Raw genomic sequence first — 12,474 nt, forward strand, 5'->3', positions numbered from 1 at the left:
TCAGTGGGGGTATCCCCACTGATCATGATCCATTGGACTTGTCTTCCGGCCAGATAGTATTACTGCAGATCCTATTTCCTATGCACCTGCATGCTGTAGTTTATCCTTCTTATCCTTTCTTGTGAGCAACTGCATGATAAATAAAACGATGAAAATCCCAAGCCCAATAATATCAGAAATACCTTCAGGATATATCAGCAGTAAACCGGTTATAAGCGTAATAATTCGTTCTGTCCAGTGAATTTTCCGATACCAAAATCCAATCATACTAGCTCCAATTACTAGCATCCCCAGTACGGCTGTAATGACTGCCCAAGCAACATCTAAATAGCTTCCTTCCATCATCAGCAAGGTCGGGTTTAAGACGAACATATATGGAATAATAAATGCAGCAATAGCCAGTTTAGCTGCATTAAAGCCGGTACGTATCGGTTCACCGCCTGAAATTCCAGTTGCAGCAAATGCGGCCAGTGCAACAGGTGGGGTGATATCAGCAAGGATACCGAAATAAAAAACAAACATATGGGCAGCTAATACAGGAATAGCCACCTCTAAGCTGCCATTTAAAGCTAAAATAGCAGGCAATGCAATGGTTGATGTGATAATATAATTGGCGGTTGTTGGTGAACCCATCCCTAAAATAAGCGAAGCAATCATGGTAAAAAACAAAGTAAGTAATAACTGTGACTCTGGTGAAAAGGAAACAGAACCCGCGATATTTACAAGACCGTTGCCTAATTTCAAACCTAAACCTGTCTTTGTAACAACCCCTACAATAATACCTGCACATGCCGTTGCTGCTGCTACACCTAACGCAGTTCTTGCACCTTGCTGCAGTGCTAGGATAAATTTCCCTGGCGTTATTCTTGTATCTTTTCTAAAAAGACTGACAATAACAGTTGCTAAAATCCCATAGAGCGCGGCTCTCTCTACGCTTATCCCTTGGAACAGAAACAATACAATAGCGAGAATGGGTAAAAGAAGATGGATCTTCTTAAACACGTCTTTTTTATTGGGTATTTCTTCATCCTTCAATCCATGAAGTCCTGTTCGTTTTGCCTCAAGATGTGTCATAATCCAAATACCAGCAAAATATAAAATAGCAGGTATAACGGCCGCCTTGGCAATATTCCAGTAGCTTTCCCCTGCAAATTCAATCATCAAAAATGCGGCAGCACCCATGATTGGCGGCATAATCTGTCCACCTGTAGATGCGGTTGCTTCCACTGCACCTGCGAAATTTTTGCGATAACCTAATTTTTTCATCATGGGAATAGTATAAGAACCTGTTGTTACTGTATTAGCAACAGAGCTCCCAGAAATCGTACCATTTAGCGCACTAGAAAAAATCGCTACCTTTGCTGGTCCGCCTGTCCGTTTACCAGCTATCGCAATTGCTAAATCATTAAAATATTGACCCACCCCTGTTTGAACAAGAAATGCCCCAAATAACAGGAATAAGAAAATATAGGTGGAAGATACTTGTAATGGTGTCCCTAGAATCCCCTCTGTAGTAAAAAACATGGATCCAATTAATTGGTTCAAACTAAGCCCTCGATGTATCAGCATCCCTGGCATTTGCGGCCCAAATAGAGCATACAAAATAAAAAGAACCGCAATAATCGTAATAGGAAAACCAACAGCACGCCGTGATGCTTCTAATACTAGAAGGATGGCGATCCCTCCAATTATCATTTGTACATGATGAATACCTCCAATTTGTTGAACTAGTGTGTCATAATAAACCGGCCAATATGCACATACTACAATAGAAATTACAGCTAGTAAGTAATCATACCAAGGTATGGAATTCTTTTTTTTCTTCCGAATAGCAGGAAACAGGAGAAATATAAGCACTAAAGCAAATCCGAGGTGAACCGTTCGTTGTAAATAGGCGGTAAATTGTCCAAAAATCCCTGTATATATTTGAAACAAGGAGAAGGCAATTAAAATAACGAAGACTGTTTTTGCCATGATTCCTTGTAAGTTTCTTGTATTGGCTTCGGCATCATACTTTTCTAATAATGCTTGTTGTTGTTCTGCAGTAACTTCATTTACCTTATTCTCTTCACTCATGTATTCTCACTCCTTTCAAATAATTCCATAAGGTAAGCTTTTCTACCTTTAATCGGAACCAAGCTCCTGGTTCGAAATATTGATTAAACCAGACCATATGACCATTCTCTGGTTCGTCAGCAGTGCCCCAGATTAGACGGTTTTCTGAAACAGTTTTTCCATTACGTATATTCAGGGATGGGAAAAAGTTGTCTAAGTTTTTGACATGGTATTTTCCATCCTCATATACAAACTCTTCACCTTCTAATGCATTAGAAGGCATTCCAATTCCAAAATGTTCATAAACTATTTCAAATTGCTCCATCCCTAAATCATCTGTAATTTTATACTTTTCGACAACATCTGTTAGATGAATAGAATGGGTAAAAATGATTTGAAATACTTCCCCCTTTTCGATCGGTAAAAAAGCGCTTATATGATTTGTATTCTCTTGATAAAAAATTAATGCCGTTTTAAAAGGAATAATGAAAACGGACACAAAAAACGTAACAAGCAAAGCTATACCGATACTAAACATTATGAATTTACGTCTCATCAGACAGTCACCCGAATTTGGATTTATCGATCAAAACAGAAAGAGCGGCTGCTATCTTTTTTATAATAGGCAGCCGTCTCAATAAATGGAGAATAGCAGCGAGGCTACTTATTCTGCACTAATACCTTGTTCGTCAAAATATTTTTGTGCTCCTGGGTGTACTTCAATACCAATACCATCTAACGCAGTATCAAGTGTAATGAGCGAAGCTTTATCATGAGCCATACTGTCTGCATTTTCATAGATTGCCTTCGTTATGTCATATACAGTATCTTCTGGAATATCATCTCTGACTGCAATCATTGCAAGGACTGCTACTGTTACGACATCCTCTTCTAATCCATACGTACCTTTAGCCACCGTATCCTGTGCATAGAATGGATATTTTTCAATTAATTCATTAATTTTCCCCTCTGCAATTGGAACAATAGAAACATCTACTGTTGCAGCTAAGCCCTCCACAGCACCAGTAGGAGTACCTGCGGTAATAAATGCTGCATCAATATTACCATCTTGAATGCCACCAGTTGATTCACCAAAATCCAAATTTTGTGCTTCGATATCATCCATAGACATACCATGGATTTCTAGTATTTGTTCTGCATTTATATAGGTACCTGATCCAGGTGCACCAACAGATACTGTTTTGCCAGCCAAATCTTCAACAGAACTGATTCCAGAATCTTTTGTGGTTACAATTTGAATTGTTTCAGGATAGAGTGAGCCAATGGCTTGCACATTTTCAACTTTATTCCCTTCAAAGGCTTGAATGCCTTGTACCGCATTATCGATTACATCTGTTTGTACAAATGCTAATTCTGCTTCCTCCTCTTGTAAGGCAACTACATTATCAGCAGATGCATTGGAGGATAGGGCATCTGTTTGAATATCTGTTGCTTCTGTTATGGTTGTTGCCATTTCACCCCCTAGAGGATAATAAGTACCGCTTGTTCCACCGGTGAGTAAACTTAAAAATTCAGGTGCATCATCACTTGAACTTGTATCACCATCTTCATCAACCTCTGATTCATTGCTTCCACATGCAACTAAAAATAAAGACATGGCAAGCAGGGAAATAAACATAAATAATAAACTCTTTAATTTCATAAAAGTAGATACCCCCTGTTTAATTATAAGTATGGGTATAATACTATGAATTTATGAGCCAAATCATTCTAGAAAATTAAAATCTGCTCTTTATATACTAGTTTTAAAGATTCTTTATCGTTTATTTTCATAGTAAGAAACTCAGTGATTAGGACCTTCCAAAAAATAACATTTCATATTCCGAGGGGCATGCTCTTCAGCTAACAGGCGTTAGGATAGTTGACCATTATGTTGCCTCACTGATTGGAGATATATAAGTGAAAGAAACCTTGATAATGATGTTGTCCATTTTCCTTGATAGAATGCTTCCATAAAAAGTAATCAGATAAGCTGATCTAGGGACTATACAGTTATGATGCTATTTCTTGCATGAGTGTGGAACTATTTCCTAGCGCAGGCCAACCGCGAAGACTTCTGTGGGAACAGCACGGGGCGAAGATCCACTTGAAAAATGTTCTTCTTTTTCAAGTTAGCTGAGGCCGTGCCCACAAAAAGCGGAGTGGTTGGCCGAAGCGAATCTTCGCACCCTTATTCTGTCAAAATAATAGCAAGGTAATATAGGAGAACGAATTACCCAATAATAAGGTGTAGGTTTTTGTCTATGGGTATGAAAGTTGAATATACATCAAACAGAATCATCTAATACAAAAAGCTGTTGCAAAATGTAAATATTGCATTTTGCAACAGCCTTGTTGTTTTGACAATCGAATGAATTTCATTATTTTAGTTTTGAGCCTGCAGGTTTTAAGCTGGGCTGATGGACAATTGCTCTGGGATAAATTTGACGGTTTATCTATTGTAACTAAAACTTACCATGTTCAAAATCAAAAAATACCGCTAAAGCAGCCCCTGTTACTTGGTCATACTTATGTTCGCTGAACGTAATCTCTGTCATGGCAGCCGGAATCCGTAAGGCATCACTTTGAACCTTTTCTAGACAAGCATCAGTAAATGCCTTCGATTTATTATAAGGTGAATCAATAATAATTTGGTCTGGGTTCATCAAATGCATAATATAAATTAAGGCTTTGCCCAGATTGTTGCCAAAATCAGCTGCAATGTCAGCCACCTGATCGGGAATGAATGAGGTCAATGGCAAATCCAGTCTTTTCTCGTTGATCTGTTCCAGCCGTTTAGAAAAGGCCAATTCGCTAATCATGACCTCTAAACAGCCTGTCTGACCACAAGGGCATTGCGGTCCATGTTCCGATACAGGGATATGGCCGACCTCTCCAGCCGTCCAGCTGCCTCCGCTTAATAGCTGGTGCTGCTTGACAAAGGCACCTCCAACCCCTTCACTTACTTGAAGAAAGAAGATGCTGTCTGCCATTGTTCCCGTTTGTTCCAGACTTTGCAAGGCATTCATTCTTACTCTGTTTTGGATAAAGATAGGCAGATCCAGATCAAATTCCTTCTTTAAGTCGAATGGCTCATTGAACCACCCTAATCTGGACGATTCATATACAATCGCTTGGTCAGAATTGACAATACCAGGAATAGCAATGCCCGCCCCCAAAATCTGGCCGTGTCTTGCTTGCATATCCTTAATTTCCGAAACGATCGCTTCTTTCGCCTTGCTGATGTCTTTGCACGAGCAGTCTTTTTTCCGCTCTTCTAAGATATTCCCATTATAGTGCATAACGGTCACTTGAATATTATCTTCATTGACTAATACACCAACCGATTTATATGCTTGTTCTGCTAGCTGCAACATAATCTTCGGTCTGCCCTTGGCAGAACGGGTTCTTACCCCTACTTCCTCAATCATCCCTGTACCAATTAAATCTTCTACTATTAATGAGACGGTATTTTTGCTTACGCCCATATGGGCTACAAGATCTTTTCTTGATGTTCTCTTGAGCTGCCTTACTAAAGAGAGCAGTTTACGCTTGTTAACCTCTCTCAAAATACCAGTTCCTTTTGACACATCGATGCACTCCTTGGAACGGCTGACATCACAAATGCTTCATCTCGCCTTGGAAACGCCCTAGGAATTGTTGATTCCACTCATCTCCTCCTGAAGCATTGCCACTTTTCCATATAGGCGGTTCAATCCCTTGTGCTTGTAACAATCTAGTAGCTTCCATCGTCAGACTGTTCATAATAAAGGCATTGACAAAGGTTGAGATTGCTCCTACCTTTTGTTCTATTCCGTCAATGGAAAGCACGGCATCACCTACTTTTACTTTGGAATCCACATGGATGTCAACTATGTCATGTAAATTTTTCTTCGATGGATGGCGAGCTGGATGATCTGCAGGTGTACTCTCGGCATGTTCGATAGATGAAATTCCGATCACCTTGGTTCCTCGCTCTTTTGCCTCTAATGCCGATTCAATTGTTGCTGTATTAATTCCATAGGCATTAACTAGAACCAATAAATCTCCCTCGCCAACTTGATAATGATCCATCACTATTTTACCATAGCCGGGCGTTCTTTCCATTGCCATGGATCGAAGAGCACCACCACTAAGTAATGTACCTTCATCTAAAATGGCATTGGCGTGCATCAAGCCTCCTGCCCGAAAGAATACTTCTTGTGCTGCCAGATTGGAGTGCCCGCCAGGACCATATACAAAAAAGGGCTGGTCACGGGCGATTTGCTCTGCTACAGCCGCAGCTGCCTGATGAATATGTTCTGTTTCTGTATTGATGATCTCCTCTAAATAGGATTGAATTTCTTGATAATAATCTAACATCAACTGCATCCGTTATCTTTCCCTTCTGTTAAATAATGATATCCCTTGTTTATACGTCTCCATCACTTGACCTGAAGATCGATCATATACAACTAAATCCGCCGGAGCCCCGATCGATATACCTTTTTGTTGAGGTAGCTTCAATAGCTTGGCCGGAAAAAGCGAGGCCTTATTCCAAGCGTCGGCAAAATGGGTAATGCCTGTTTTGGTTAGATATTGGATACCTTGAAGAAGATTCATTGCCGATCCTGCTAACAGCTTGGTGTTGTCTTTTAAATGCAGCCGGCCTGATTCCGTCAATATTACTTCTCCTCCAACTGGGGAAGTATAGGCTCCTGGCGCTAATCCTGCCAATGCCACACTATCACTGACTAGAATCATTTGCTCTCCTTTTACACGGTGCACTACCTTTAAGACAGGTTTGGGAAGATGATGTCCATCAGCAATCACAGAAGCCGTCAGACTATCCTCTGCCAACTGATCCCATAAATAATTAGGATGTCGAGGCAGCAGCACATGTGCCCCATTACCAAGATGAGTGGACAGTGACGCTCCTGCCTTGACCGCTTTATCGATCTCCTCACTAGTAGCAGCTGTATGACCAATAGCAGCTACAAGTCCACTCTGCTTTGCCTGTTCAATAAAACGGGGTGCCTCTTCCCACTCAGGGGACAGTGTCACTAATTTGATGCGGCCGCCTGCTTTTTGCTGTAAAGTACTAAATTCCTGCCAGTCAGGCGGCCTGATATGTGTTTTATGATGAGCCCCACGCGGGCCGTCTTCCGCCGAGATATATGGCCCTTCCAAATGGAATCCGCCAATCGTTGAAATATCTAAAGCAGCGAGGGATTTGGCCGAATCCTGAAAGATGGCTGCCAATTTTTCAAATGAGTTCGTAATTACGGTTGGATAAAATGTCGTCACTCCGTGCTCTGCCATTTCTTTGATAACGGTCTGCCATTCCTGCTCATGAAGGGCTTCATGATTGAAATCAATTCCACGGTACCCATTAACTTGGATATCGATCAATCCAGGTGCAATCATAACTTCCGGATCTGCTGGTTTTGTGACTGGCTGAATATCGGTAATGACCCCCTCTTCCCATACAATCATTTCTAATTGATTCGTTTGATAATTGTATCCCGTTAGCTTACCGTTCATTAGCAATAGCTCCAAACGCCTCGGTATCAACAATCAAATGGGCATCATGATGTTTGCGCAAAATAGAAGCAGGACAGGCTGTACTGATATCACCTTGTAACATATCGTAAACGGCTTGTGCCTTGCGCTCACCTGGTACAACACAAACCATGGAATGAGCGGAAACTAAGGCCGGGATCGTTAATGTCCATGCAGTTAGTGGTACTTCTTCGATTGCTGGGAAGCAGCCATCATTTACTTGCTGTTGTCGGCATATCTGATCCAGAGTTACCTGCTTCACTAATACCGGATCGTCAAAATCAGCTACAGGCGGATCGTTAAAAGCAATATGACCGTTCTCCCCAATCCCTAAACAGACTAAATCAATTGGCGCCTCTTGCAAAAGCGCTGTATATCGTTCTGCTTCTTCCTCAGGATCTGCCAAGGAATCGAAATAATGCATCGCTTTAAGCGGCACCTTATTTGCAATATACTTCTGAATAAATAAGGCAAAACGCTGATCCGGATAATCAGTTAGTCCAACATATTCATCCATATGAAATCCAACAATTCGAGACCAGTCGATCGAATTATCTTGTGTTAATCCCTCTAAAAATTCCAGCTGGGATGGAGCCGCTGCGAATACAATTCGCACTTCTTCTTTTTCCGTTAATGCTTGTTTAATTTTGTCAGCTGCTAACTTGGCTGCTACTGACCCCATTTCCTGTCGATCTTGACAAACATAATACATCAGCTTGTCTGCATTATCTCTTATCATGTCACATTCTCCTTTTCTTGATCATATAATTCTTTCATTTTTCTCTTCATCAGTTCTTCTATGGTTGGTGAAAATGGGTAAGGTAAGCCAAAATAAAAAATAGAGTCATAGGATTCATAGCCGCCTTCTGTTATTTGTTCAGCCGTAGGCACATAGCCTATCATTCCGTTCGCATAACCTAAAGGAAGAATGTTGGAATCTATTTCTCTTAAAAATAAGCCATATGCATGTACCAATTCCCCATTACAGGTAAACAACTGTAATTCCTCAGCTATTCGAATATATTGCAATTTCATCGTATCTTCGCGATAATGTTTGACTAATTCCCGCCATTCCTTAGCCAGTTCATCTGGCGGTTGTGGATCTGTCGTATAATCCAATGGTACGTTTATGTCCACTTCGATTACCTTCACCTCGGCTGCTAATGGGACAAACTGGACAGACTGCTCTAGCAGTTGTAAGGCAGCTAAAGCAAATGCAGCACCGAATTGATCCATATCCTCCACAGTACCGCGAATAAACGTCTGACTTTCCACCAGATTAGGTCTAATATCTCCACAAAATCCTTGCAGATACCCAACCACAGCTGACGGATAAATCTGCTCTATTTCGGCACATGCCGCCCCGCAGAATTCACCAGAAACCTGATTGGCATCGGTAACGGTTGGATGACAGCTGTAATGGAGCCAAATCGCCTTTTTCTTACCATGTACCGTTTGAAAGCTAATCACCGAAATAGTGTCGTCTGTAGATCCATTACTATTAGGGGCCATCACTATTTGTTGATCAATGAACCGGCGGCGGTTGATCCCTAATTTGCAACTGGCTGTTTGTTTGGCAAATAAGACCTCTTCGATATCTTGCTTTGCTTCGGCTATTCCTTGTAAGACCGATTCTTGCAATTGCCCTAAATAATGACGGTCTCTTCTGCCCAGCTTAACACTAAACTTATCAGATGTCTGCGGGCCAGAATGACTATGTGTCGCATGAAAACAAATTTGGTGTTCAGCAAGCTGATAAAGATCGGCTATTTGCTTTTTTAGTTGCATAACCCACTGATCATCCCACCAAATTAAATCAGCTGCAATCAATACAAAACTTGTCGTTTCCCCTTGAAAATAGCTTATTTTTAACCATAATGGCGAATAAACAGTCTCAGCTGCTCCTTGACGGTGGGCAAACCCTGCAATCTCGATCGGAACGTCTGGTGTAATATCTATCTTACTAACCCCTAATTGCATCTACATCTCCCTTTCTGTTCCTGTGATTAAAAATATGTGTTCCAAAATCCGGTAAAAGACCATCATCGATGCAGCATTTTTATTGAAAGATCCTCTAAAAGGATAAAACTTCTAATAATATGGAATGGATCCTTCACTGGAAGAGCTACTACCTTATCATGAGGAGTACCATTCCGACTGCGGATTTGAATCCACTCACCAACCTCTTGGTTTGGGTTGGGAAATGTCGATAAGGTATAGGCCTCCATTTGTTGATACCGCTTTTCCCACTCTGGCTTATTCGTTAGCTCTGCTAATAGCTTTGTTGTATACAACGCTTCGGCATGAGGCCACCATAATTTCATATCCCATGTATCCATGATCAATTGCTCATAAGGGGTATCGATCAGTGTGCCACATGGTTTTCCTCCACTATGATCGACAAAGCGCAGTAATCCTCCATATTGCGAATCCCAACCTGCCTCTAATGCAAAACGAGCCATTTGCTCTAACTTAGCAAAAATGGATGGGTCTTGCTGATTCAGCAGTTGCAGAGAATGAATCATAAACCAAATCGATTCTAATGTATGACCTGGGTTTACATGCCGTTCTAATAAGGTATCACCCGCTCCCGCAATATGTTTCATTTCCATAATCCGTTGCTCTACTGTCAACTCATCTAATATTTTATTCAAGTATGAAAGTTGGTCGGCATGCAGCATATCTACATCCTTCAGTGAGAGCGCCACTGCCGTTCCAAACAATTCTTGGGCTACATTTAATAAAATCATCGGTATCGAATGTGATTGATAGCCTTCCGGAATTGGATAAGGCTCTGATTTAAACGTGTTGGCTGCAATTCGTTTTTTAATCGTCTGATAGATGGAGAGGGCATGACGAAAGATGTCATGATCCTCTCGCATTGCTGCATAAGCATTACAGCCTAACACATAAAAACAATCAGCGAAAATACTCGTATCCATTTCCGTTGGGATATGCCGGCCGTCTCTTTCTACCGCAAATACGACATGCTGGTTCTCCATTAAGGCATGCTGTCTTAAGAAATGATAAGTCTGCTCTGCCACCGATTTCCAGTTATATCTATCCAATTGTTTATGTTGCTGTTGTAATTGTTCTAATTTAGCAGCCAGCCAAAGAAAACGCCCCTGTGACCAAATATATTTTCTTTGGCTGATCAATTCACTGCCGTCATTTGTAAAACAAGTGAATACTCCCCCATATTCTTGATCGATCGCCTGGTTCCAAAAAGGTAATAACTGCTGGTTGAGATGTTGAAGATAGTCATCTGTTCTCATACGATCACCTGCCTTAATCTTTACTTACAGCTTGAACTAGTTTTTCTACTTCTGGATTGACAGCTTTATTTCTATTCAGCAAGCCCATTCCAAGGAACACAATGATCGATACAATAACCGGTGCACCAATCTCTATCGATAACGGAACGGTAACGAGGTACTTGGTGACAACGAACATAAACAACCCAGCAATAATAGATGTAAAAGCAGCTTTTGAATCAGAGTGTTTAAATGCTGGAAATAAACCAAGCAGCATCGGAACAGATATAGGCCCTACCAAGGCGCCAAACCAAGAAATGATCAGTCCTAAGACTCCGCCAAAATGCTCGTTTTGAATCCCGATAATAAGTGTTAAAAACGTGAAAATAAAGGTGGTAATACGTGCAACCCGCAATGATTCTTTTTGGCTTAAGCCTTTGAACTTATCTGAGACAACAGGTAAGATATCTCTCGTAATAACCGCCGAGATAGTATTCGCGTCAGAAGAAGTCATCGACATCGTCGCCGCAAATAATCCTGCTAACACCAGTCCAATCAAACCGGCAGGCAGCAATTCTTGTGCTAACATGCCATATGACTGAGTCGGATCTTCTAAATTAGGTAAGATTAATGGTGCCGCCCACATCGGATAGAATAAGAAGATAGGTACTACCAGGTAGAGCGCACCTGATAATAAGGCACTTTTCTTCGCTGCTTTTGCATTAGGGGATGAAAGATACCTGGTTGCTAAATTCCATGTTCCGCCATTATAGCTCAAAAATACGACAAAGAAATAGAAGATCACATACCAAATGGTATACGGTTCAAGAAATGGCTGCGCATGAGATGCCGGCAGTTCTGACCAAATTCCGGTAAACCCTTCCCATCCGCCGCCAAAACGGCTTAGTACCACAAAGAACATGACAAATCCGGCTGCCATTTGAATAATAAATTGTGCTAAATCTGTCCAGATATCTGCCCATAGTCCTCCAATCGTAATATAAATTAAGGAGACCACACCTGAAATAATAACACCATAGACAATTGGAATACCGGTAAAAACATAAAGTAAAATACCAATCGCAGCCCATTTTGCCCCGACATCAAATAGCTTCAGTAATACGCCGCACCAAGCCATTAGCTGTTGCGTAGGGACATTATAACGAATTTTCAAATATTCTGTAGGTGACTCTACTTGATAATTGATCCTTAGCCTTGACCATCTTGGAGCCATCGTAAATGCTCCAAGAATTACTGCTACCACAATAACGAGTGCCCACCAAACATAGAGACTGAATCCGTGTGTATAGGCAAGCCCAGCATAAGCAACAAATACGGCGCCGCTGTACCCAGATACATGGTGAGAAATACCTGCCAGCCACCATGGAAGCTTACCGCCAGCAACATAAAAATCCTTAGAACCGCTTACTTTTTTATACGAAAAGAATCCGATTGCTACCATCAACAGCATAAATAACACAATAACAAACCAATCCACCCCAGCCATTTCAGTTCCTCCTTTTAATTAAAATAGACTCTCGGCATTCGCCGATTCAGACGGTTCAAGGTTTTCTTGAACCGTTATTTATTGTTCCCTCCTACTTTTCGTAGGGGGGATTTATTA

10 protein-coding genes are annotated in these 12,474 nt (G+C 41.1%); all 10 read right to left on the reverse strand.

The features are described from left to right. Window positions 1–78: 78 nt before the first annotated feature. Window positions 79–2,076 carry a TRAP transporter permease gene (locus JOD18_RS22395; RefSeq protein WP_204671523.1) on the reverse strand — a complete coding sequence of 666 codons (1,998 nt, stop codon included), beginning with the start codon at window positions 2,074–2,076 and terminating at the stop codon, window positions 79–81. Beyond that, window positions 2,069–2,611, reverse strand: coding sequence for a DUF1850 domain-containing protein (locus tag JOD18_RS22400; protein ID WP_204671524.1), 543 nt, complete (start codon window positions 2,609–2,611; stop codon window positions 2,069–2,071). Before JOD18_RS22400 ends, JOD18_RS22395 begins: the two co-directional genes overlap by 8 nt. Before the next feature lie 108 nt (window positions 2,612–2,719). Further along, window positions 2,720–3,718 (reverse strand): TAXI family TRAP transporter solute-binding subunit, encoded by a 999-nt coding sequence (locus JOD18_RS22405; RefSeq protein ID WP_204671525.1) that lies wholly within the window; start codon window positions 3,716–3,718, stop codon window positions 2,720–2,722. Window positions 3,719–4,520: 802 nt separating this feature from the next. Continuing rightward, window positions 4,521–5,645: an ROK family protein gene (locus JOD18_RS22410; protein WP_204671526.1), complete on the reverse strand. Its 1,125-nt coding sequence runs from the start codon at window positions 5,643–5,645 to the stop codon at window positions 4,521–4,523. Between the two features lie 28 nt (window positions 5,646–5,673). Beyond that, on the reverse strand, window positions 5,674–6,426 hold the full coding sequence (locus tag JOD18_RS22415) for a sugar isomerase domain-containing protein (RefSeq protein ID WP_204671527.1): 753 nt from the start codon (window positions 6,424–6,426) through the stop codon (window positions 5,674–5,676). A 3-nt stretch (window positions 6,427–6,429) separates the two neighbouring features. Continuing rightward, on the reverse strand, window positions 6,430–7,578 hold the full coding sequence (locus tag JOD18_RS22420) for an N-acetylglucosamine-6-phosphate deacetylase (RefSeq protein WP_204671528.1): 1,149 nt from the start codon (window positions 7,576–7,578) through the stop codon (window positions 6,430–6,432). Then, window positions 7,568–8,335, reverse strand: coding sequence for a glucosamine-6-phosphate deaminase (locus tag JOD18_RS22425; RefSeq protein WP_204671530.1), 768 nt, complete (start codon window positions 8,333–8,335; stop codon window positions 7,568–7,570). Before JOD18_RS22425 ends, JOD18_RS22420 begins: the two co-directional genes overlap by 11 nt. Then, entirely contained in the window at window positions 8,332–9,576 is a 1,245-nt protein-coding gene (locus JOD18_RS22430) for a neutral/alkaline non-lysosomal ceramidase N-terminal domain-containing protein (protein ID WP_204671532.1), read from the reverse strand. The genes JOD18_RS22425 and JOD18_RS22430 overlap by 4 nt, the downstream gene beginning before the upstream one ends. 62 nt (window positions 9,577–9,638) lie before the next feature. Then, window positions 9,639–10,871: an AGE family epimerase/isomerase gene (locus JOD18_RS22435; protein WP_204671534.1), complete on the reverse strand. Its 1,233-nt coding sequence runs from the start codon at window positions 10,869–10,871 to the stop codon at window positions 9,639–9,641. Between the two features lie 13 nt (window positions 10,872–10,884). Continuing rightward, window positions 10,885–12,357 (reverse strand): sodium:solute symporter family protein, encoded by a 1,473-nt coding sequence (locus JOD18_RS22440; RefSeq protein WP_204671536.1) that lies wholly within the window; start codon window positions 12,355–12,357, stop codon window positions 10,885–10,887. Window positions 12,358–12,474: the final 117 nt, after the last annotated feature.

This window comes from Gracilibacillus alcaliphilus (assembly GCF_016909015.1).
In the GTDB taxonomy this organism is placed as follows: Bacteria; Bacillota; Bacilli; order Bacillales; family Amphibacillaceae; genus Gracilibacillus; species Gracilibacillus alcaliphilus.